The organism is Terriglobus albidus, assembly GCF_008000815.1.
Lineage (GTDB): Bacteria > Acidobacteriota > Terriglobia > Terriglobales > Acidobacteriaceae > Terriglobus > Terriglobus albidus_A.
Genome location: NZ_CP042806.1, coordinates 591,900 through 611,951 on the forward strand (window position 1 = coordinate 591,900; position 20,052 = coordinate 611,951).

Below are 20,052 nucleotides of genomic sequence, written 5' to 3' on the forward strand. Positions count from 1 at the left end.
GCCATGACTATCTCTATTCTGCTGCTCTCTGCGATCCATTCATGGCTCCCTCTTGCCGCTCTAAGCTCGTTTGTATTGTTGGGATTGCTCTACATTGTTTTGTTTCGTGGCTTATCGCGTAAGCAGCATGTTCTGCTCGTCGGCATACTCCTGGCTTCAGCCTTCGTGGCTGCCACGGTTACATTGTTTTTTGACGACACGAGTTATGATGGTCGCGCGTATCACACAGAGGCGATCCTGGCATTGCTGCGGGGCGTCAATCCTCTTTACGGCCATATTCCGGGATCGGTGTGGGCAAACCACTATCCAAAAGCGACTTGGTACTTTGCCTCGCTTGTAATTTATGTGTTTCGTAACTACCAGCTTGGAAAGGTTTACACCGTAATTCTGATGTTGGCCTGCATGGCCTACTCAGGCGACTTCTTCCGCAAGCGTGGAGTGGGCAGCGTAAACTCGCTCCTCTTAGCGACCGTCACCGCGTTGAGTCCCATCGCCCTTCCTCAGATGATGACGTTCTATGTTGATGGAGCGTTGGGTTTACTGATCGTTATTACCATCCTCGCGGCAATTAACATCATCTATGCTCCTACTCCCGTTGATTATGCCCTTTTTGCGACAGCCTCCTCGTTGGCCATCGCTATAAAATTCACGGGGCTCGCGTATGCGGTAGTGCTGTGTTGCGGGCTGTTGGCGATTGAGCTTTCGCTTTGGTTAATTTTCAGGCGTGGACCAAACGCATTTCGCGCGAGCGGCATGGCGGTTCTGGCTGCAGTCTCCATCGGAGTACTGGTATTGGGGTACGACCCGTATGTCACGAATATGAAGCAGGGGCTCCATCCCCTTTATCCGCTGGCTGGACCAAACAAGCGGGACATTATGGCGCGGCAACGGCCAGTGGTATTTGCAGAGTATCCGGATGCGCGTTTGCATGAATTTGCGTATTCCTTCTTCGCGCAGTCGCAAGCAATCCAAAATCGGACTGAGTCCAGTCATCTTAAGATCCCTTTTACGGTCAGCAAGCGTGAACTTATGAGCTTTATCAATCCTGACGCGATGCTGGCAGGATGGGGCGTTTTCTTTAGCGGCATCACCCTGGTTAGCCTTATCCTGTTCCTCCGCGTCAAAGGCTGGCGTGAGATCCCTGCTGTTCTGGCACTTGGGTTCGTGGCTGCAACGGCCGTCATTAATCCGGAATTCTGGTGGGCGCGCTTTGCGCCTCAGATCGCAGTGGTCCCGGCGCTATTGTTAATGCCGGTATTTCGTACATCTTCTTCGCGGATGCTTGCAGCTGCACGACTGGTTGTGGCGCTCTTCTTTCTTAATAATCTGATCTGCGGTGCTGTCCTGGCAGGCGCGTCTTATGCCAAGTCGAAGAAGCTCAACGGAGAGTTAGCACAGCTTGCTCAGGCGAGCGGAAAGGGGGAATACTGGGCCTATAACATGCCGGGTAATAAGGTTCATTATGATCAGTTCTCAGGCAGAAAAGGTATTGTGATATGCCCCCAGATTGATGCTCCCAGAGCGCTTTTGCCAAGCGATGGATTCCCGCTTAGCACGAATATTGTGCGCCCCGAGGCGCACGTTCTTCTGGTACGTGGGAAGTGCTCTTCGGGCCCGCCCCTACAGTAGACATTTCTCTCTATACCTCTGTGGAATGCGGTAGAGCTGGAAGGTAATTGCGTCTGCTGCAAAGGATAACCGGGAACGGATCGATTGTGATCCGGTCGCGAGTCGACGCAAACACTGCAACGAGGAGAGCTGACTTCTCGCGGTGCCGTCGAAATCTGGCAGAAGCCTCCATGCGCGGCCTGCAGGCCCCACGGCTCGCGTTTCATGAAACACCACAGGCGCTCTCTTGACAGACCGACAGTCGAATGTCTACCATCGCGCTCATCGAGGGTCGAATGACTTCCACCAAAGACCAGGTGAAACAACGCAGCGCAGTTCTACAGGGAACACTGGATATGCTGATCCTCCGGACCCTGCTCTATGGCCCCGCCCATGGGCACCAGATCGGAAAGCACATCCAGCGAACAACTAACGACTTCCTGCAGATGCAGCATGGTTCGCTCTATCCGGCTCTGCACCGCCTGGAGAAACGAGGCTGGGTCACTTCGAAATGGGAGACGGCTCCTGATCGCAACCGGGAGTTCAAGTACTACCGGTTGACCGAAAAAGGCAGGAAACAGCTCCTGGTCGAAGAATCGCAGTGGAAGCAGATGATGGAAGCCGTTGCCCGCGTGATGTGGCCCACCGGCGAGGAGAGCTGAGATGCGATGGTGGCAGATCAGGAAACGGAATGACGACCTGGAGCGTGAGCTGCTCTGTGACCTGGAACTCGAAGAAGAAGAGCAAAGGGAACGCGGAGTGCCACCAGAGGAAGCGGCCAGGGCTGCCCGCCGTGCTTTAGGCAACGTCGCGCTGATTCGCGAACGGACGCATGAAGCCTGGGGCTTAGCGCCCATCGAACGCTTCTGGCAGGATCTTCTCTATGCTCTTCGCTCGGTGCTGCGGGCGCCGCTGCTTTTCTCTGTCGCCGTCCTTGCCTTGGGCCTTGGCATCGGGCTCAACGCGGGGGTCTTCACGCTGTTGAACTCGATCTTTCTGCAGCCGCCGACCTTCAAAGACCCGCGCAGCTTTGTTCAGATTTATCCGCGCTACACGGGATGGTCTACGCGCGAGGATCAGTATTCCTCGTTTACGACCGAAGATTATGACGCCATTCGCAGCCGTTCGAGGGTGTTTGAGGACGTTGCCGCATGGCAGGCTTCTTCTGTAGTGCTCGAAGAAGCGAACAAGCCAAATGCAGCACAGACAGTTACCTGCAACTACTTCCGCATCTTCGGTGTCGATCGCCCGCTCATCGGGCGATTTTTCGTCTCCGAAGATTGCAGCCGTGGCTTTGCTGCGCAGGTGGCAGTGCTTACCGAAGCGACCTGGGCGACCGACTTCGGCAGCGACCCGCACATCATCGGAAAGACAATGCACCTGAATGGGTCAGCCTTCCAGGTTATCGGCGTCGTTTCCTCGGATGCGGCTAACTTCCTGCCTGGCGGTATTTTCGTCCCCTACACGATGGAGCCGCTGCTTGATCGGGGCAGAGATCTGTTCAACAGCGCTGACGTACCGTGGCTCGGCGTGGCAGGCCGGTTGCGCCCAGGGTTCTCGCGAGCGGATGCGCGGGCCGAGCTGTCGACCATCATGAGCCAGCAGGATCGTGCCTATGTGAAGCGCCATAACTCCACCTTTAATCGCAAAACGAATCTCGCCCTGACGAACGGATCGTTTATAGAAAATCCGGCCGTTCGCGATCGTGTGGTTGCGATGATGGCGTTGATTCTGGGGCCGCTTACACTCATCCTGCTGCTGGCATGCTGCAACGTGACCATGCTCTTTCTTTCGCGCACGGTCACACGCCGCGGTGAGATCGCAACGCGTCTGGCGCTCGGAGCCAGCCGGGGACAACTCGCCCGTATGTTGCTGGCGGAGAGCCTGCTTACGGCTATCATCGGCGGGGCTCTCAGCATCCTGCTCGTTTACCGGGTGCCGCTGCTGGTCATGAATGCCATCGGCGCCAGGCAGTCCAGATTCGTCCTGCTCATTCATCCCGACTGGCGCGTGTTCGGTTATCTTGCCGTTCTCGTCGTAGCGGCAACCATCATCTCTTCGCTCATGCCGATTCGCGCCGCATGGAAGCTGGACCTGCTGACTGCATTGAAGGGACGGGAGAGCGCTGCCACCGTGCGTTCGAAAACCACGAGTGGACTGATCGTCGTACAGGTCGCCTTTGGATTTGTGCTTGTGTGCGTGGCGGTGCTGTTCGGTCGTCTGCCCAGCCTGGTCACCGGCACGGACGCAGGCTTCGATACCCACCACACGATGGCCGTGCCACTCGCAGTGGATACATCTGCCGCGAATCATGCCGGCGCGCTCACTTTTTACAGCACGCTCGAATCGCGAATCGTTGCTATCCCCGGCGTGCAATCGGTGGCCTATGCCAGTCTTGGACCCTTCCGCCCGGTTCCTCCGCAGGAGATTCGCCTTCCCGGTCAGACTGTAGGACAGGGCAAACCCGTCTCGGTCGACGATATCTCGAGCAACTTCTTTTCAACCTTCGGCATTCCTCTGTTGAGAGGCCGTTCCTTCAACTCCGCCGATCCAACCTCGCCCGATTCAGATTCGGTCGCAATTGTCTCTCAGGCCTTCGCAAAGGAGTTCTGGCCGGCGGGCGATCCCCTGGGCCAGTCGATCGTTACCCCCAATAACCGCCGCCTCATTGTCGTTGGAATTGCAGCGGATACAAAGTCCGAGAGCTTCGGTGTTACTGATGGCCCAAGACTTTATACGCTCCGCGATGCTTCCGCATTGGGCGGCAACCTGTATGTGCATTTTTACGGTGACCCGAAGCCTATTGAGAACGCGATAAGAGATACGGTGAAGGCTCTCGATCGCACACAGATCATTGCCCCGGAGACTATCTGGGAATCCCTCGAAGCCAACGCTGTGCAGATGACTTCGCTGGCCGGGATCATTCTCTTCATGGCTTCCGTGGGGTTACTCATGGCGGTCGTGGGCGTCTACGGAGTTCTTTCGTTTGCCGTCAACCATCGCTCCCGTGAGTTCGGAATCAAAATGGTGCTCGGTGCAAGTCGCCAGACGATCTTCCGCTCAGTAACGCTCCAGGCTATTCGCAATACCATCGTCGGGCTTCTCTGCGGAGCCGCAATCGCACAACCCGCGATGAGCACACTCGCCCGATTTTTGTCGGGGCCCTTTCCTCTACGTGGTCTCATCACGTTCGCCTTAGGAGTATCTGCGGCTCTGCTTATGGCGGTCTCGCTGGTGGCTACCTGGCTGCCGGCATTGCGCGCCACGCGATCTGATCCAATGCAGGCATTGCGTGCTGAATGAGCTGAAGATGGAAAAGTCTATCGAAGTCGCGCTGGGGAAAACGCTCTAGTACTCGACTCCGGCCGTCACGGACCCAATGGATAACTTCCGTAGCAGTTTGAAATCGTCAAGAATCTTGCCAGTCCCCAGAACGACGCAGCACAGCGGGTCATCGGCAATCGAGACAGGAAGTCCCGTTTCTTCGCGGATGCGCCTATCCAGCCCCTTCAAGAGCGCGCCACCGCCGGTGAGCACGATGCCTCGGTCGCTGATGTCAGCTGAGATCTCGGGCGGTATGCGCTCTAGCCCCACACGAATGGCGTCCATGAGCATCGATACCCATTCACTCAATGCCTCGCGGACTTCGCTGTCATTCAGAATGATGGTCTGGGGTACCCCTTCAATCAGGTGACGGCCCTTGATTTCAATCGTCAGCGACTTCTCGAGTGGGAACGCACTCCCTATTTCAATCTTGATCCGCTCGGCGGTGAGTTCGCCAATCAGCAAGTTATATTTTCGCTTCACGTAAGCCATGATGACTTCGTCCATTTGGTTTCCTGCCATACGCCAGGAACGGGCGTAGACGATGCCACTCAGAGAGGTCACTGCAATATCCGTGGTGCCTCCCCCAATATCGACAATCATGCTTCCTGTGGGTTCACTGACGGGAAGTCCCGCACCAATCGCAGCCACCATGGCCTGGTCCACCAGATAGACCTCGCTGGTTTTCGCACGGTAAGCTGCGTCCATGACCGCGCGTCGTTCCACCTGCGTGATCTCCGCGGGTACACCAATCACAATGCGTGTATGTAGCGACATTCGGCGATTGTGCGCTTGCCGGATAAAGTAATTCAACATCTTCTCGGTCACTTTGAAATCGGCGATGACCCCCTCTTTCAACGGCCGAATTGCAACGATGTGCTCCGGTGTACGGCCCAGCATTTCCTTGGCCTCTCTTCCCACCGCTTCCACCTCACCGGTGTTCTTATCAATGGCTACGATAGACGGCTCGTTCACCACGATACCCTCGCCACGAACATAAACGAGTGTGTTGGAGGTTCCCAGATCGATGGCCAAGTCGCTTGAGAAATGGCTAAAGAGCCGCCTTAGGTTCCACACGGGATTCTCAAGAAGCTGATCCCAAGTCGTCTTTCGCTTGGCGCTTGGCTTGTTTGAGTTTCAGCGATTGGATCTTTGACTCCATATTCCCCCTAGCTCGTAGGTGGAGGATTGTGATGCAGTTCCAAATCATTTGCAATACAAATCAGACCCACCGCGCTCGATTTCCCATTACGGAATCTCAGAGGGCCATATTACTGCCTCAGTGCCCGCTCGTTCATCGGGTATCGAAGTCACCCGATTTGAGAACTCCAGCGACCGTTGCTTTAACTGGGTATCGCCGTCATTCCTTCGCGGTGTTGCGGCATGACGATCTCAATCTGCAGGCCGTGCGGTGAGATGTTCTCGGCACGTATCGTTCCGCCGTGAATCCGGACCACGCGTTCGGCGATCGCCAGACCGAGCCCTGCCCCGCCGGATTGCCTGTCACGGGCGTCTTTCACCCGATAGAACGGCTCGAAGATACGGACCAATTCGGCTTCCGGAACTCCCGGCCCATGGTCGCGGACCGTCAGCTGCATAAATGATCCATCGCATGTGAGGGATACCTCGACAGACGTGCCAGGCTCGGAGTAGCGGATTGCATTACGGACGACATTCTCGACTGCGCTCTGCAACAGCTCCGTGTTGCCATGCAGGAAACATGGCTGCTCAGCGACGATTCGGACACCGCCGGATAGTTCGCGTGATTCGAACTCGGCATTGCGGACCACCTGCGAGACAAGTGCAGTGACATCGACCTCAGTCATCCGAACCTGGGGTGCCGACATATCCAGCTTCGCAATTGTCAGCAGCCGGCCGATCATTTCGTCGAGGATGCCCAGATCTTCTTCCATGTGATCGAAGGCAGGGTCACTGCCTTTTCTTTCGCGGCCAAGGTCAAGTGCGACATTCAGGCGCGCCAGTGGTGAGCGCAGCTCATGTGACACATCCGAGATAAGCTGACGCTGCCGTGAGATCAGCTCTTCGATTCGAGCCGCCATGGAATTGAAGTCGCGTACCAGGTCTCCAAGCTCGTCTTTCCTGCGGCCTATCGTGGATGTGGCGCGAGTACTCAGATTGCCGCTTGCGAGCTGTTGCGATGCCTCGCGTAGCCGGAGAATCGGAGTCGTCAGATATCGAGTCAGCAGATAGCAGATAAAGCCCGAGACTAAAAGAGCGACTCCCCATTGCAGTACAGCCGCTCCCCGATGAATACCGAGAGCCGCCCGGGGACCCGCAGGAAGTTCGGTCGCAAAGATGTAGTCACGGCCGCTAGGTCCTTTTACCGCCAGCGCAACCCGGGTGATGCCGTACTTCATATTGAAATCGGAGGTCTTCAACGCGGAAACGCGCGTCGTCATCTGATGGAAGGACTCGCAATCGTTTCCCGCGATTGCGTTGCCGTTTGTGTCAGCGAGACATGCCTTTAGATGTGTCTCCTGCGCGATCCGGTCGATGTACGCCGACGCAGAAGGTGTGCCGCCCTGCTCGTGCATCGCTGCGGCAATCATTCCGGAGTACTGCGCCGTATCTGTTAAGGTGGCATGCCACTGTGAAGGAACACCGCGTGGCTCAACAATGAACGTGATGACCACCGCGATGGCGGTGGCAATGACGGTTAGCCAGAAACACAGAAAGATTTTGAGAAAAAGGTTAGGGTGTGTCATCAAACTCCTGCCGTCAGCGTTGCGAGCGCAAATTGGTCCAGACGAGGCGGAGGCTGAAGGCTGTGGCGGGTCCACAGTCGAGGCCGACAACGAAGTATGGGCGAATTTGCGCTCGCAACCCGGAGGGCCGGGGCAGATTTTCCCGATCTCTTCGTCACTCGTCGTTCCAGTAGGCCAGCTACAGTTCGCTCCTCACTCCTCGATCTCGTAAAAATCTGCTCCCGGCGCTGACTGGCACGAATTTGATGACACACCCTAGGCATGGTCAACCTTCTTTTGCCTCTCCGCGCGATACAAAGAGGTAGCCGCTACCTCTGACAGCCTTGATCCGCTGGTTGTTCTGCGCCGCCCCGAGCTTTTTACGAAGGTTGCTGACATGGACATCGATGACGCGATCGAAGGGGCCGAGTTTCCTGCCGAGTACAGCTTCTGTGAGCTGGTCCCGAGAGAGGATCTGGCCTGCGCCGCGAACGAATACCTCAAGCAACGTGAACTCTACACTGGTCAGATTGAGAGGCAGGTCATCCAGCCATGCTTCACGGATTGCTGGGTCCAGACGGATATCTCCTACAACCAATGGACCCGATGGCGTTGGAGTTCTCGCGGTTCGGCGCAGGATTGCGCGAATGCGGGCGATAAGTTCCCGTGGGTTAAAAGGTTTGGGGACATAGTCGTCCGCACCGATCTCCAGCCCCTGTATCCGATCGGAGTCTTCACCGCGCGCGGTGAGCAGCAGTACCGGAACAGTCGACAACTTTCGCAGCCGGCGCAGTACATCAAGACCGCCCATGCCGGGCAGCATGACGTCAAGAACGACGAGTGCGTGTTCCTTCGCAAGAGCTCGCTCCAGGCCGCGCGGTCCGTCATGGACACTTTCGATCGTGAAGCCTTCCGTGCCTAAACGCTCGGCCAGAAGGCTGCACAATTGAACGTCATCATCGACGATGAGAACTCGATCCATTCTCCAACGCCAACTGCCTCCAGCTTGATGCTAGACCATAACATCGCAGCCCCCGGCCTGTCTTTACACAACTTTACTTTGCTTTACCAACCTTTATCGCACTGACCTCGACCTGTTGCTGAAATCGAATTGCGGCAAGGAAAGCACATCACACTCTCGCCGCTGAATCGAGGAAACCGATGAAGCGTCTCGTATCTATCGCGTGTCAGTCGCTGCTTGCGCTGTTGCTTGGCAGCGTCGCAACAACCACCCTGGAAGCACAGTATGATCCCGGAGTCACGGTCCGCATTCCGTTCGCATTCACCGCCGGCGGTCAAAACATGGAAGCCGGAGTCTATGTCATCGAACAAAGCTCCGAAAGGTACGTGTTGTCATTTGTGGATGTGAAGACCGGACAGCGCAGGCTGCTGGCAATGAATCCCGGACGACAACAGACCGGCGAACAGCATGGACAACTCATCTTTCTCGACTGCGGCGGCCGCAGTGTTCTAAGTGAAGTGCACATTCCGGGAAGCGACATGTCCAGTAAGCTTCGTGACCTCATGCATTCTGACGCGAAGAGCTGTTCTGCCAGTACTAGAACATCGATCGCGATGCGTTGATTGAATATCGACGAATTGCCGCATGGGAGCCGTCATGACGGCATTTGAAATTGAAACCAAAAAGGAGTGTTTCGTATGAAACGGATTGTTGTTTGGTCGGGCTTGGTATTCCTGGTCTTGCTGGCGATCTTCGGCATTGCACGTGCCGATGGTTGGAGGCATCACGGATGGGGCGGAAGAGCGTGGGGTATGTATGGACCTGTGGGCTATATCAATCATGAGCTGCATTTGAGTGATGCCCAGAGGGCCCAGATTCACACCCTCTGGCAATCGGAGCGGCCGACCGTTTCGTCATTGATCAAAGAGCTGGTCTCAGAGGGCAAGGAGATGGACACAGCGACAACACGGGGTGCGGACGATAGTCAGATCAGGGAGATCGCCTCTCGTCAGGGGGCGACCATCACGAAGCTCCTGATAGAAAAGCAGCATTTCAAAGCCAGCGTATATTCGCAGGTTCTTACCCAGGAACAACGCGCCCGCGCGGCAGAACTTGAAAAAGAGTGGAGCTCGCATCTGGATCGTTTTGCCGACAGGATAGGCAGCAAAGACGACACGTTGCATTGGTAGATGACCGGCTTTTATTTGCCGATACAGAAACTGGAGAAGATGAGGTTAAGTACATCATCTGCTGTCGTTGCACCGGTCAGCTCATCCAGCCCGCGCAGGGCACCGTAGATATCCAGCAACACCATCTCATGCGGAATCCCTGCGCCGGCAGCGGTGATTGCAGCATCCAGGCCATCAATCGCCTGTTGCACCGCTTGCTGCTGCCGCAGGTTGGTCAGCATCGCAGTCTCGCTGGTCACTGCGCCGGTCTTCAGCTTCGCCAGTAACAGATCGCGCAGGTCTCCAATGCCCTCGCCGGTCAGGGCTGAGACCTCAATTCCCTCGCCCGCCGTCGCAGCAACGTCGATCTTGTTCCACACCACGACGGCCTCACGCTGCCGCAGCTCTTCCATCCAGGCACGTTCTTCATCATTGATCGTCTGCGTGGCGTCGAGCACCAGCAGCACCAGGTCGGCATCGGCCATCGCCTCGCGTGTTTTGCGAATGCCGATGCTCTCGGCCTCGTCGCTGCTCTCGCGAATGCCTGCCGTGTCTACCAGCTCCACCGGAATGCCTCCCAGCGAGACACGTTCTGTCACCAGATCGCGCGTCGTTCCCGCCGCTGCCGTCACAATCGCGCGCTCGCGCTCAACCAGGCGATTGAAGAGCGAACTTTTGCCTGCATTGGGCCGGCCCACAATCGCCATCGTCACGCCTTCGCGCACCAGGTGTCCCCGCGCATAGCTTGCAGCCAGCTCAGCCAGAGGCGCGCGTACTTCCTTCAGCGTGTCAAGGATTGCCTGCTGTGGCATTACGTCTACATCGTCTTCGGCGAAGTCGATGCCCGCCTCCAGGGCGGCAATCAGTTTCACCAGCGCATCCTTCACCGGACGCACCCGTTCGGCCAACGCCCCGCCAAGCTGCTGTGCGGCGACACGCGCCTGGTGCAGTGTTTGCGCCTCGATCAGGTCACGCACCGCTTCGGCCTGCGTAAGGTCCAGACGTCCTGACAGAAATGCTCGTTCGGTAAACTCTCCCGGCCGCGCCAGCCGCGCGCCGGCGTCAATCGCTCTGCGCAGGATCATCTCCAGCACCACCGGAGATCCATGCGCGGCAATCTCCACCACATCGTCGCTGGTGTACGAGTGAGGCGCCGCGAAATACGTCGTTACGACCTCATCGAGTTTGCTGCCATCTTCGTCCAGCAGATCGCCAAAGCGGGCGCGTCCTGCCTCCATTGGCGCGCGCAGATGCAACATCGGTTCGGCGATGCTGCGTGCTGCGGGCCCGCTGATGCGTACGACGCCAATGCCGCCGCGTCCCGGCGGTGTGGCGATGGCGACAATCGTCTCCTGTTCCACAAAACCCTACTTGTTCGGTTGTGCTGCGTTTACCGTGCCGCTGATGTCGGGGGCACGGCCCGCACGCAGCCCTGCAACGATCTGCTGCAGAAAGTCGTTGGCTGCGCCAGGATTATTGGGCAGGAACAGCGTATTCGTTCCACTGCGCAGGCCTATATCTTTCAGCGTGTCGAAGTACTGCGTCACCAGTACCAGCGCCATGACATCTTCGGCGGTCGTCCCCGGCACCGCTTCGCGGAAGTGTTCGATGGAGCTGCGCAAACCGTCGATAATGGCTTGCCGCTCGGCTGCGATGCCCTGCCCCTGCAGGGCTTTCGATTGTGCCTCAGCCTCGGCCTGCTTCACCTTCAGCACCTTCTCCGCCTCGCCGCGAGCCTGTGCCGCCACCTGGGCACGCTGTGCGGCGTTGATGTCGTTCATCGCCGTCTTTACCTTCACATCCGGAATGATGTCGGTGACCAGCGCCGTCAGGATGTTAAACCCGAAGTCCTTCATGATGGCGTCCAGCTCTCCCTTCACGGCCACGGAGATTCCGCTCTGTTGCTCGAAGGTCTCGTCCAGCGTCAGCTTGGGAACGTGTCCGAGGATGGAGTTGAAGACAAACGACTCGATCTGCTTCTGCGGCTTGCTCAGCTTGTAGAAGGCGTCGAAGAGACGCTCTTCCAGCACCTGGTACTGCACGCTTACCGGAATCTGTACAAAGACGTTATCGCGCGTCTTGGTCTCGACAGAGAACTGCGCCTGCTGCACCTGCAGGTCCACGAAGAAGACCCGCTCGGCATACGGAATCAGGAGATGCAGGCCGGGCTTGGTAATGCGATGAAACTTACCAAAGCGCTCCACCACGCCTGCGGTATAGGTGCGAACCGTGTAGAGCGTTTTGAGAATCGTGACCAGCAACACAATGCCGATCACAAAGGCGATAAAAAGCAGAAGGGTGGCAGCAGTGTCCATAGAAGAACCTCAGCGGTCTTGAGAATACCTCAGACGGAATTCCAGAGTGCATACCAATGCTCAGGGCGTTCCGGATGTCGACTGAAGCTGGGTCATCTTTTTGTCATTTCGTAGCGCAGCGGAGAAATCTGCTTCTCTACCGATAGTTTTCGGATAGAGATCCTACTTCCCGCCGCAGGCCGCTACCGTCGTCGGTCCACCATTGTTGATGGTGATGACATGGAACGGAAGCAATCGCACGAACTCCGCATCGGCCAGCTTCACCTTCGGTGTCCCCTTCGGAGCGCGTTTGTCCCACCAGATGCGGCCGTCCGCGATCATGTACCCCTGCCAGTTGTGGAAGAGGTCCTTGTCCTCGGACTTCAGAATGGCACATCGCGTCGCCGGATCGAAGATCTCATCAAAGTGTTCGAGTAATCCCTGCCGCGAGACCAGCTTCGACTTGCCCTTCACGGTAGCGCGCACCGGATAGTCCAGCATCAGGGCAACCGCCACCTTGTCGTTCTTTTCCAGGGCCGCCCGGAACTCGTGCAGAAACGCAATCGAGTCGCGGCAATCGTCGGCGCCGATCTGCCGGCACACATCCTGCGCCCAGGCACAGGCAGAGAGAAGACAGGCAATCAAACCAACCAGGGCACGCATGCCAATATTCTTACTCCGCCAACTCGAAAGATTCCAACAGGTTCTAAAACCCAACTAGCAACCAGGAACCAGCAACTAGGAATTTGCCTTTGCCGCCCTGATCCACTGCATCATCTGTTCCGCCGGCACCACGCCAGCCTGCTGCGCTACCACCCGTCCGTTGCGGAAGACGATAAAGTTCGGAATCCCGCGCACCTGGTATCGCGCGCTCAACTGTGGATTAGCCTCGGTATCCACCTTCAGCACCACCGCCTCTCCCGCCATGGCGCTGGCCACCTCGGCGACGTACGGGGCTGCCATGCGGCAGGGACCGCACCAGTCTGCCCAGAAGTCCACCAGTATGGGCACCGGGGACTGCTGCACGATCTCATCGAACTCCGCCGCATCCACGCTGATCGGCTTCGAAACCGGCGGCAGCGGAGCCTTGCACTTGCCACACCGGCCGATGTCCGCCAGATGTTTCGACGGAATCCGGTTCTTCTGCCCGCAATGGTGGCACGTGTGAATCATGATCTAACCTCGATCTATAAATCAGATGCTTCAGACCCCTTATCGGCATCTGAGTCTCAAAGGATACGATGCGAGCCATTGGATATACCCAGCCCGGACCTCCCGACGTTCTGCAGGACATCACCCTCCCGGATCCCGTCGCCGCCGCCCGCGACCTTCTGGTTGAGGTCAAAGCCATCTCCGTCAACCCAGTCGATATGAAGGTCCGGCAGAGCGCCGGCCCTGTCGACGGTCAGCCCTATCGCGTCCTCGGCTACGACGCCGCCGGTGTCGTGAAGGCGGTCGGCCCCGAGGTCAAAGGTTTCCGTGCCGGCGACGAGGTCTTCTACGCCGGCACGCTGCTGCGTCAGGGCACCAATGCCCAGCTCCACCTCGTGGACGAGCGCATCGTGGCGCACAAGCCGAAGTCGCTGGACTTTGACCACGCCGCCGCCCTTCCACTTACCGCCATTACCGCCTGGGAGCTGCTCTTCGACCGCCTTGGCGCCGTTCCCGGAGGCAAGGACGACACACGGTTACTCCTGATCGTCGGCGCCGCCGGTGGAGTGGGCTCCATCCTGGTCCAGCTCGCCCGTCAGTTGACCGGGCTGCACATCATCGGCACTGCCTCACGCCCCGAGACGAAGGCCTGGGTTCAGGAGCTGGGAGCGCACCAAGTCATCGACCACTCTCAGCCGCTGCCGCCGCAGCTCAACGGCCGCCAGCCCGACCTCATCGCCAGCCTTACCAATACGCAGGATCACTTCCCACAACTCGCCGAGATCCTCGCGCCGCAAGGTCATCTGGGGCTTATCGACGATCCCGCATCGATCGACGTCAAGCTGCTCAAGCGCAAAGCTGCCTCCCTGCACTGGGAGTACATGTTCGCCCGCTCCATGTTCCAGACCGCTGACATCGAGCAGCAGGGCGAGCTTCTCAAGCAGGTTGCCACTATGGTCGACTCCGGCGCCATCCGCACCACCGCCGGCGAGAACCTCGGCATCATCAACGCTGCTAACCTGCGCTCTGCGCACGAACGCATCGCTACCGGCAAGGTGCGCGGTAAGCTGGTGCTCAGTGGATGGGAGTAACGCTCACCGTACGCCATGGCAACACACTTTACCCCTGCAGCCCTGAAGTTCCTGCGTGACCTCAAGCGCAATAACGACCGTGACTGGTTCCAACCGCGTAAAGAGATCTTCGAGCGCGAGCTGAAGACTCCCATGCTGACGCTGATCTCGGAGATCACGCATGCCATGGAAGACTTTGCTCCCGATCACGTGCGTCCTCCGCAAAAGATCCTCTTCCGCATCTATCGCGACACCCGCTTTTCCAACGACAAGCGCCCCTACAAGGAGCACATCGGTGCATGGTGGGTGCGCACGGGCCTCGAGAAGACCTCAGGAGCCGGCTTCTACTTCCATCTCTCCGGCAAAGAGCTGCTGATCGCCGCCGGCTGCTATATGCCGCAGCCTGAGCAACTGCTCGCTGTCCGCCGCTACCTGCTCGACCATCACGCGGAGATGCGCAAACTCTACACGGCGAAGCCGCTGGTGAAACTGTTTCCGCACGATGAGGCGACCTCCCTCACGCGTCCACCGAAAGGCTTTCCAGCCGATCACCCGGCGATCGATCTCATCCGCAACAAGCAGTGGGGCCGCTCCGTCACGCTGCCAGTGGATACAGCGCTCACACCGGCAATTGGCAAAGAGATCGTCAAGCGCTTCAAAGCCATCGCACCTCTGGTCACACTGATCAACACACCCCTGCTACCCCAGAAGCGCAAACCACTCTTCGGCCTCTAACGCATAAAGAACGCCGGGTGCCCCAAGTCCCCTCCGGGACCTGGGTATCCCGCTGCGCGCGACCGCAGTAGGCAAAGGGTGGCGCCTCAACTTTTAGCTTGCAAGGCGCTTCCACTTCGATTTGTCTTTCACTGGCAACTGGCAACTGGCAACTGGCAACTGGCAACTGGCAACTGGCAACTGGCAACTGGCAACTGGCAACTGGCAACTGGCAACTGGCAACTGGCAACTGGCAACTGGCAACTGGCAACTTCACCTCAATGAGGCCAAAAACGCCACAATATCCGCCCTCTCCTGACTCTTGGGCACACTGAAATCCATATTGTTTCCTGGCACGAGTTCATCCGGATCGCACAGCCACCGTTCCAGCCCCGCGCTGTCCCAGGCAACATGCCTCTCGCGCAACGCAGACGAATACGAGAACCCCGAGGCACTCCCTGCCTGCCGTCCAAAGACACCCCGCAACCGCGGTCCTTCTCGATTACTGTCCAGCGCATGACATCCGGTGCATCGCCGTTCGAACAGAGCCTTGCCGCGCACCGCGTCGCCTGGACCGCTGCCACCCGCATCCGCCGGAAGCAGGCTGGTAAGTGCGGCTATCTCATCCTTCGTCAGCGCCGCCCCGGGATGCAGCCAGCGATACTGCATCGGTGGCATCGATCCTCGCTTCGCCTGTTGCGCAATCTCCTGCTTCAGCACCTCCTGCCGGTCGGCAGAGAGCCGCTGCCACTGAGAGAGATCGAGGTGACGCCGCCCTTCCGCGACGTCACGCTCAATCAGCCAGCTTCCCGGAGCAAACCGCGTATAGGCGGGCCATACGGTTGTCTCCGAGTGACAGTCGGCGCACTTGGTTACAAGCACCGCACGCGCCTGTGCCGGCAGGCCCGCCCCTTGCAGCAATGTGCTGCGGTCTGAGGGAGGGGCCGTATGCAGATCACCCCAGGGATGCCAGCTTCCTGCCGCGATCGAGACCGCGCTGCACAGCAGCACGCCCACGGCAAGCCTCATCGCGTTCATACCTGCTCCGCCAGCGCGTGATCCACGACCGCCAGATGGTTCTGCCCACGCGCGACCTTGACATGCGTCACACCAAGAGCAGAGCGGAGCTTACCCGCGGGCACCACCATCGGTCCCGGATTCATCGCCGCTCCCGGCGCGGGCTGCGGAAAGGCTGTCGCGCGCGCCGTATGGAAGGTCACGTTTCCTTCCACCTTCTGCACGACCTGATGGATATGCCCGTTCAGCACCGTCACCGATCCGAAGCGCTTCAACAAGGCGAGTGCCTGCTCCCCATCCTTCGTGCCCCAGCCCCACTGCTCGTACACCATCCACAGCGGGATATGCGCGAAGACTACGATCGGGGTCGACGCACTCAAACCACTCAGCTCAGCCTTCATCCATGCAAGCTGCTCGGCGCCGAGGTTGCCCATCGCATCGACCTGAACGCAGTTGTTCAGCCCGAGGAAGCGCACGCCTTTGTGGTCAAAGCTGTACCAGCCGGTGCCGTGCGTCCCTTTGCCGAAGCGCTGCTTGTACTGTTCGCCGTCGTCGATGAAGTCATGCTCTCCGGGAACGTAGAAGACGTCTTTTCCGAAACCCTTCACGATCTGCGCTGCAGTGTCGAACTCCGCCGGCTTTGAGTTCTGCGTGATGTCGCCGGTGTGCAACAGAAACTCCGGTACGGCTCCGCCCGGCATCTTTGCCCGCTCAATCGCTGTTTGCAATGTTCCTGTGACATCCGGATTCGCTCCCTTGTTGAAGCCGATATGCGAATCGCTGATCTGCACGAACGAGAAGCCCTCGTGCCCTGTCACCCGTTGTTTTGTTCCTTGTGCCAGCAGCTTTGCCGTAGGTACGCCTCCGGCCATCGTCCACAGCAGTCCGGTGCCGGCCCAAGCCATGCACTCCAGAAACTGGCGGCGGTCGATCCCGTCTCCGGCTCCCTTGTTCTCATCCTGCGTTTTGTTCTCTGCCATTGCTCTTCCCTCCATGGCAGAGAACCGCGCAGAGATCGGATTATTCCGCGAAAAACGCGATGGAATAAAAAAGCTGTTCGCCGGTTAAACAGTCGATGGCCTTCGCAACCTTCCTTCGCCGCGGGTCCCCTCCGCCTGTCTTCGGAGCAGGCGGGGGTGGGTCGGCGGGCGTGAATTCGTCGGCGAGCGCGGGCTCGTCTAAGATCATCGCCATGGACTTCGGCAGACGCTCGCGTGCGGGATTTGAAGATCTCGCTCTGCCGCAGCTTGCCGCTCTCTACAACCACGCCCGCTGGCTCTGCCGCGATGAGGCCGAAGCGGAAGACCTTGTGCAGGAGACGCTATCCAAGGCTTTGCGCGCCTTCGACAGCTTTCAACCGGGAACCAACTTCAAAGCATGGATCTTTCGCATCCAGCGCAATGCATTCCTGAACTCGCGTACGGCCATTGCAGAGTCACGCACGGTATTTCTTGAAGACCAGGAAGAGGCCTTCGACCCGCCAAGCCTGGGCCTTACACCGGAACAGGAGCTTATCCGGCTCGATAACATCGCACTGGTACAGGATGCCTTAGCGCAGCTCTCGCCTCCGCTGCGTGAAGTGTTACTGCTCTGCGACCTGGAAGAGCTCTCGTACAAGGAGATCGCCGGCATTCTCGATATTCCTACCGGCACCGTTATGTCGCGCCTCTCCCGCGCTCGGCAGGCGCTCCGTGAACTTTTGCAGCCGCGATTTGGAGGCTCCCGATGAGCGCCGGTCATCTCACTCCCGCTACCATCGCTGCGTTTGCCGATCATGAGCTTGCGGCCCAGGAGATTGCCGCCGCGCAGGAGCATCTTGCTGCGTGCCACGCCTGCGCGCTCGCTGTTCTCTCCGCCACACAACTCAAGGCCGCAACGGCGCGCGCGGCGCAACGTTACACGCTCTCGCCGGAGATGCGAGCCCGCCTCGTAGCTACGACGCGCGGACGCACATCATCTGCCCGCACGGTTCCCATGCGGATGTATACCTGGGCCGCGCTCGCCGCGCTGATCCTGCTTGCCGTCTCGGTGCTCCAGTGGCGCGGGCTTCGCTCCACTGCATCGCCCACGGTCGCCGAACTGTTTGACCAACACCTGGCTGTCCTGCCGGAGACTTCTACCCCACAGGTCCTATCTTCAGACAGGCACACCGTGAAACCCTGGTTCCAGGGCAAGCTGCCTTACTCCTTCAATCTTCCGGAGCCTGCAGACCTACCTGCGGAGACCGTGCTGCAAGGCGCCGACCTTACCTACATCGGCGGCAAACCCGCGGCACAGCTTCTTTTTCTAGTGCGGAAGCACCATGTCTCCGTCTTCGTCACGCAACGCGATGCTATTGTGCTGCCTCCTTCGCAGGATCGTAACGGCTTTCACCTTGTATCGGTCCAGGCGGGAGCCCTTACGCTCACTGCTGTCAGTGATACCGCTGAGGCTGAGCTGAGGGCAGTGCTCACCGTACTTGGTCACGCACAATCGTAGTCAGCAAGCGGGCCGCCTCTGCAAGCAACTCTCGCTGTTGAGCCGTCAGTGCGTCAATCTGACGGGTCAGCGGCTGCACCCTGCGATTCCTGCTCTCCAGCAGCAGTTTCTTTCCGGCGGTCGTCGCGGAGAGCGAGATACCACGTCCGTCATTCGCGTTCTGTTGTTTCCGTACAAGTCCCTGTGCTTCCAGTGCATGCACGATGCGTGTCATGGTGGGCGGCTTCACCTTCTCCGCCCTGGCGAGATCCCGCAGGCAGACGGGACCTCCGAAGACGATCACTGAAAGCGCCGACAGACGGGGAGCGCTCAGCCCGCTGCTGTCATCTTCATTTCGCAGCCGGCGGAGCAGATGAATCGCTGCCGAATGGAGCTCCTGGGCAGTCTCCCGGGAAGTTCGCTGAGAATCTTTTGCCATGGAAGCTCCTGGATGTGATATATCGTTAGCTCGGCTAATTATCTATCCTCGGAGCGAATTCCATGACGGTAACGGCAGAAAGTTCTTCGCAGCTTCACCTCAACGACATCGCGCAGGTCGCTCTCACTGTCCAGGATCTGCCCCGCGCTCTTACCTTCTACCGCGACGTGCTCGGGATGCAGTTCCTCTTTGAGGCGGGCAATATGGCCTTCTTTCAATGTGGTTCGGTCCGCCTGATGATTGGCGCCTCAGACAAGCCTGCCGGCGGCGGAACGACCGTCTACTTCCGGGTCGCGGATATCCAGGCCGTCGCCGCGTTTCTGAAGGGACAGGGCATTGCACTCGTACAGGAGCCTCACCTCGTCGCCCGCATGAAGAGTCACGATCTCTGGCTGGCATTTGTGAACGATCCTGACGGAAATACGCTTGGTGTCATGAGCGAAGTTGCACGGGATTAGGTTTCTTCCGCGGAAATGTCAGCTTGCTTCGGCGCCGTTTGAGAACGCATTTTTCGTCAAAATCGCTGTTTTTGGGCCCTTTGGTACCTAAAAAGCGACAAAAACCGAGAAAACACGGAAAAAACCTGTGGAAACTGAAGTTTGGGCCTTGACTTTCGTTCGCCAAAGCCTCAGTGTGAGTTGCGGTAGGTTCTTTCCACCCGCGTAAACACTGGCGATTTAGCGATTGCCAAAAGGTGCGTGGGACCGGGTAAGCATCCTGACAACCAGAATTCTGTAGAACGCACTAAGGAGATACACACAATGGCAAAGGGACTGACCAAGACCGCCCTCATCCGCACGCTGGCCGAAAAGCTTGAGTTGACGAACAAGCAGGTTGGCGCTTTCTTTGACCTCCTGTCCGAGACCGCGGTCAAGGAGACCAAGAAGAACGGCGAGTTCACGATTCCCGGAATCGGCAAGCTTGTAAAGGCTGAGCGCAAGGCTCGCCTGGGCCGCAACCCCCAGACCGGCGAGACCATCAAGATCAAGGCCAAGACCGTGGTTAAGTTCCGCGTCGCTAAGGCCGCTAAGGACGTTATCGCTCCGTCCAAGAAGTAGTTTTGGCAACTCGCCCTTCGGCTGGCAGTCCAATTTCTTGCAGCCGACGTGCAGGCCACGACTGGGAACGCGGGCCAACGTTCT

The 20,052-nt window shown here is 58.3% G+C and carries 22 protein-coding genes; 12 read left to right on the forward strand and 10 right to left on the reverse strand.

What is annotated here, in order from left to right:
* Nucleotides 1-3 precede the first annotated feature (3 nt).
* The 3 genes from FTW19_RS02420 (at nucleotide 4) to FTW19_RS02430 (ending at nucleotide 4,911) form a co-directional block, all read left to right on the forward strand.
* Nucleotides 4-1,629, forward strand: coding sequence for a hypothetical protein (locus FTW19_RS02420; RefSeq protein WP_147646155.1), 1,626 nt, complete (start codon nucleotides 4-6; stop codon nucleotides 1,627-1,629).
* A 275-nt stretch (nucleotides 1,630-1,904) separates the two neighbouring features.
* On the forward strand, nucleotides 1,905-2,270 hold the full coding sequence (locus FTW19_RS02425; protein ID WP_147646156.1) for a PadR family transcriptional regulator: 366 nt from the start codon (nucleotides 1,905-1,907) through the stop codon (nucleotides 2,268-2,270).
* A 1-nt stretch (nucleotide 2,271) separates the two neighbouring features.
* On the forward strand, nucleotides 2,272-4,911 hold the full coding sequence (locus FTW19_RS02430; protein WP_147646157.1) for an ABC transporter permease: 2,640 nt from the start codon (nucleotides 2,272-2,274) through the stop codon (nucleotides 4,909-4,911).
* Nucleotides 4,912-4,956: 45 nt separating this feature from the next.
* On the opposite strand, the gene FTW19_RS02435 is transcribed toward FTW19_RS02430, so the two are convergent.
* From FTW19_RS02435 to FTW19_RS02445, 3 genes are all read right to left on the reverse strand, one after another.
* A complete protein-coding gene (locus FTW19_RS02435) occupies nucleotides 4,957-6,009 on the reverse strand; it encodes a rod shape-determining protein (RefSeq protein ID WP_147646158.1) in 1,053 nt (350 codons plus the stop codon).
* A 266-nt stretch (nucleotides 6,010-6,275) separates the two neighbouring features.
* Nucleotides 6,276-7,658, reverse strand: a complete 1,383-nt coding sequence (locus FTW19_RS02440) for an ATP-binding protein (protein ID WP_147646159.1) — start codon at nucleotides 7,656-7,658, stop codon at nucleotides 6,276-6,278.
* A 265-nt stretch (nucleotides 7,659-7,923) separates the two neighbouring features.
* Complete coding sequence (locus tag FTW19_RS02445; protein ID WP_147646160.1) at nucleotides 7,924-8,619, reverse strand: response regulator transcription factor; 696 nt, start codon at nucleotides 8,617-8,619, stop codon at nucleotides 7,924-7,926.
* Nucleotides 8,620-8,798: 179 nt separating this feature from the next.
* On the opposite strand from FTW19_RS02445, the gene FTW19_RS02450 reads away from it, so the two are divergent.
* Together FTW19_RS02450 and FTW19_RS02455 are read left to right on the forward strand one after the other, a co-directional pair.
* The gene (locus FTW19_RS02450) at nucleotides 8,799-9,221 is read left to right on the forward strand and encodes a hypothetical protein (protein WP_147646161.1); all 423 of its coding nucleotides are present in this window, start codon (nucleotides 8,799-8,801) and stop codon (nucleotides 9,219-9,221) included.
* Nucleotides 9,222-9,296: 75 nt separating this feature from the next.
* Complete coding sequence (locus FTW19_RS02455) at nucleotides 9,297-9,788, forward strand: Spy/CpxP family protein refolding chaperone (RefSeq protein ID WP_147646162.1); 492 nt, start codon at nucleotides 9,297-9,299, stop codon at nucleotides 9,786-9,788.
* 11 nt (nucleotides 9,789-9,799) lie between these two features.
* On the opposite strand, the gene mnmE is transcribed toward FTW19_RS02455, so the two are convergent.
* From mnmE to trxC, 4 genes are all read right to left on the reverse strand, one after another.
* Entirely contained in the window at nucleotides 9,800-11,128 is a 1,329-nt protein-coding gene (gene mnmE / locus FTW19_RS02460; protein ID WP_147646163.1) for a tRNA uridine-5-carboxymethylaminomethyl(34) synthesis GTPase MnmE, read from the reverse strand.
* Nucleotides 11,129-11,134: 6 nt separating this feature from the next.
* Nucleotides 11,135-12,082, reverse strand: a complete 948-nt coding sequence (locus FTW19_RS02465) for an SPFH domain-containing protein (RefSeq protein WP_147646164.1) — start codon at nucleotides 12,080-12,082, stop codon at nucleotides 11,135-11,137.
* A 162-nt stretch (nucleotides 12,083-12,244) separates the two neighbouring features.
* On the reverse strand, nucleotides 12,245-12,724 hold the full coding sequence (locus FTW19_RS02470; RefSeq protein ID WP_147646165.1) for a hypothetical protein: 480 nt from the start codon (nucleotides 12,722-12,724) through the stop codon (nucleotides 12,245-12,247).
* 75 nt (nucleotides 12,725-12,799) lie between these two features.
* On the reverse strand, nucleotides 12,800-13,234 hold the full coding sequence (gene trxC, locus FTW19_RS02475; RefSeq protein WP_147646166.1) for a thioredoxin TrxC: 435 nt from the start codon (nucleotides 13,232-13,234) through the stop codon (nucleotides 12,800-12,802).
* Nucleotides 13,235-13,302: 68 nt separating this feature from the next.
* On the opposite strand from trxC, the gene FTW19_RS02480 reads away from it, so the two are divergent.
* From FTW19_RS02480 to FTW19_RS02490, 3 genes are all read left to right on the forward strand, one after another.
* On the forward strand, nucleotides 13,303-14,304 hold the full coding sequence (locus FTW19_RS02480; protein ID WP_147646167.1) for a zinc-binding alcohol dehydrogenase family protein: 1,002 nt from the start codon (nucleotides 13,303-13,305) through the stop codon (nucleotides 14,302-14,304).
* A 15-nt stretch (nucleotides 14,305-14,319) separates the two neighbouring features.
* A complete protein-coding gene (locus tag FTW19_RS02485) occupies nucleotides 14,320-15,018 on the forward strand; it encodes a DUF2461 domain-containing protein (protein ID WP_147646168.1) in 699 nt (232 codons plus the stop codon).
* 78 nt (nucleotides 15,019-15,096) lie between these two features.
* The gene (locus FTW19_RS02490; RefSeq protein WP_147646169.1) at nucleotides 15,097-15,282 is read left to right on the forward strand and encodes a hypothetical protein; all 186 of its coding nucleotides are present in this window, start codon (nucleotides 15,097-15,099) and stop codon (nucleotides 15,280-15,282) included.
* Here FTW19_RS02490 and FTW19_RS02495 read toward each other — a convergent pair.
* Together FTW19_RS02495 and FTW19_RS02500 are read right to left on the reverse strand one after the other, a co-directional pair.
* The gene (locus FTW19_RS02495) at nucleotides 15,271-16,035 is read right to left on the reverse strand and encodes a heme-binding domain-containing protein (RefSeq protein WP_246153539.1); all 765 of its coding nucleotides are present in this window, start codon (nucleotides 16,033-16,035) and stop codon (nucleotides 15,271-15,273) included. The genes FTW19_RS02490 and FTW19_RS02495 overlap by 12 nt on opposite strands.
* Nucleotides 16,032-16,994 (reverse strand): metallophosphoesterase family protein, encoded by a 963-nt coding sequence (locus FTW19_RS02500; RefSeq protein WP_147646170.1) that lies wholly within the window; start codon nucleotides 16,992-16,994, stop codon nucleotides 16,032-16,034. Before FTW19_RS02500 ends, FTW19_RS02495 begins: the two co-directional genes overlap by 4 nt.
* A 95-nt stretch (nucleotides 16,995-17,089) precedes the next feature.
* On the opposite strand from FTW19_RS02500, the gene FTW19_RS02505 reads away from it, so the two are divergent.
* Complete coding sequence (locus FTW19_RS02505) at nucleotides 17,090-17,743, forward strand: RNA polymerase sigma factor (protein WP_246153540.1); 654 nt, start codon at nucleotides 17,090-17,092, stop codon at nucleotides 17,741-17,743.
* The gene (locus tag FTW19_RS02510) at nucleotides 17,740-18,492 is read left to right on the forward strand and encodes a zf-HC2 domain-containing protein (RefSeq protein ID WP_147646171.1); all 753 of its coding nucleotides are present in this window, start codon (nucleotides 17,740-17,742) and stop codon (nucleotides 18,490-18,492) included. Before FTW19_RS02505 ends, FTW19_RS02510 begins: the two co-directional genes overlap by 4 nt.
* Here the strand turns inward: FTW19_RS02510 and FTW19_RS02515 are convergent.
* Nucleotides 18,464-18,910, reverse strand: a complete 447-nt coding sequence (locus FTW19_RS02515; protein WP_147646172.1) for a MarR family winged helix-turn-helix transcriptional regulator — start codon at nucleotides 18,908-18,910, stop codon at nucleotides 18,464-18,466. The genes FTW19_RS02510 and FTW19_RS02515 overlap by 29 nt on opposite strands.
* Before the next feature lie 62 nt (nucleotides 18,911-18,972).
* Here FTW19_RS02515 and FTW19_RS02520 point away from each other — a divergent pair, with 62 nt between their 5' ends.
* Nucleotides 18,973-19,368 (forward strand): VOC family protein, encoded by a 396-nt coding sequence (locus tag FTW19_RS02520; RefSeq protein ID WP_147646173.1) that lies wholly within the window; start codon nucleotides 18,973-18,975, stop codon nucleotides 19,366-19,368.
* A gap of 303 nt (nucleotides 19,369-19,671) precedes the next feature.
* Complete coding sequence (locus tag FTW19_RS02525; RefSeq protein WP_147646174.1) at nucleotides 19,672-19,968, forward strand: HU family DNA-binding protein; 297 nt, start codon at nucleotides 19,672-19,674, stop codon at nucleotides 19,966-19,968.
* Nucleotides 19,969-20,052 lie beyond the last annotated feature (84 nt).

Excerpts from the sequence above, each read along its gene's own strand:
- FTW19_RS02420 (WP_147646155.1), top strand. The coding sequence starts at position 4 with ATGACTATCTCTATTCTGCTGCTCTCTGCGATCCATTCATGGCTCCCT.
- FTW19_RS02425 (WP_147646156.1), top strand. The coding sequence starts at position 1,905 with ATGACTTCCACCAAAGACCAGGTGAAACAACGCAGCGCAGTTCTACAG.
- FTW19_RS02430 (WP_147646157.1), top strand. The coding sequence starts at position 2,272 with ATGCGATGGTGGCAGATCAGGAAACGGAATGACGACCTGGAGCGTGAG.
- FTW19_RS02440 (WP_147646159.1), bottom strand. The coding sequence starts at position 7,658 with ATGACACACCCTAACCTTTTTCTCAAAATCTTTCTGTGTTTCTGGCTA.
- FTW19_RS02445 (WP_147646160.1), bottom strand. The coding sequence starts at position 8,619 with ATGGATCGAGTTCTCATCGTCGATGATGACGTTCAATTGTGCAGCCTT.
- FTW19_RS02450 (WP_147646161.1), top strand. The coding sequence starts at position 8,799 with ATGAAGCGTCTCGTATCTATCGCGTGTCAGTCGCTGCTTGCGCTGTTG.
- FTW19_RS02455 (WP_147646162.1), top strand. The coding sequence starts at position 9,297 with ATGAAACGGATTGTTGTTTGGTCGGGCTTGGTATTCCTGGTCTTGCTG.
- FTW19_RS02465 (WP_147646164.1), bottom strand. The coding sequence starts at position 12,082 with ATGGACACTGCTGCCACCCTTCTGCTTTTTATCGCCTTTGTGATCGGC.
- FTW19_RS02470 (WP_147646165.1), bottom strand. The coding sequence starts at position 12,724 with ATGCGTGCCCTGGTTGGTTTGATTGCCTGTCTTCTCTCTGCCTGTGCC.
- trxC (WP_147646166.1), bottom strand. The coding sequence starts at position 13,234 with ATGATTCACACGTGCCACCATTGCGGGCAGAAGAACCGGATTCCGTCG.
- FTW19_RS02480 (WP_147646167.1), top strand. The coding sequence starts at position 13,303 with ATGCGAGCCATTGGATATACCCAGCCCGGACCTCCCGACGTTCTGCAG.
- FTW19_RS02485 (WP_147646168.1), top strand. The coding sequence starts at position 14,320 with ATGGCAACACACTTTACCCCTGCAGCCCTGAAGTTCCTGCGTGACCTC.
- FTW19_RS02495 (WP_246153539.1), bottom strand. The coding sequence starts at position 16,035 with ATGAACGCGATGAGGCTTGCCGTGGGCGTGCTGCTGTGCAGCGCGGTC.
- FTW19_RS02500 (WP_147646170.1), bottom strand. The coding sequence starts at position 16,994 with ATGGCAGAGAACAAAACGCAGGATGAGAACAAGGGAGCCGGAGACGGG.
- FTW19_RS02505 (WP_246153540.1), top strand. The coding sequence starts at position 17,090 with ATGGCCTTCGCAACCTTCCTTCGCCGCGGGTCCCCTCCGCCTGTCTTC.
- FTW19_RS02510 (WP_147646171.1), top strand. The coding sequence starts at position 17,740 with ATGAGCGCCGGTCATCTCACTCCCGCTACCATCGCTGCGTTTGCCGAT.
- FTW19_RS02515 (WP_147646172.1), bottom strand. The coding sequence starts at position 18,910 with ATGGCAAAAGATTCTCAGCGAACTTCCCGGGAGACTGCCCAGGAGCTC.
- FTW19_RS02520 (WP_147646173.1), top strand. The coding sequence starts at position 18,973 with ATGACGGTAACGGCAGAAAGTTCTTCGCAGCTTCACCTCAACGACATC.
- FTW19_RS02525 (WP_147646174.1), top strand. The coding sequence starts at position 19,672 with ATGGCAAAGGGACTGACCAAGACCGCCCTCATCCGCACGCTGGCCGAA.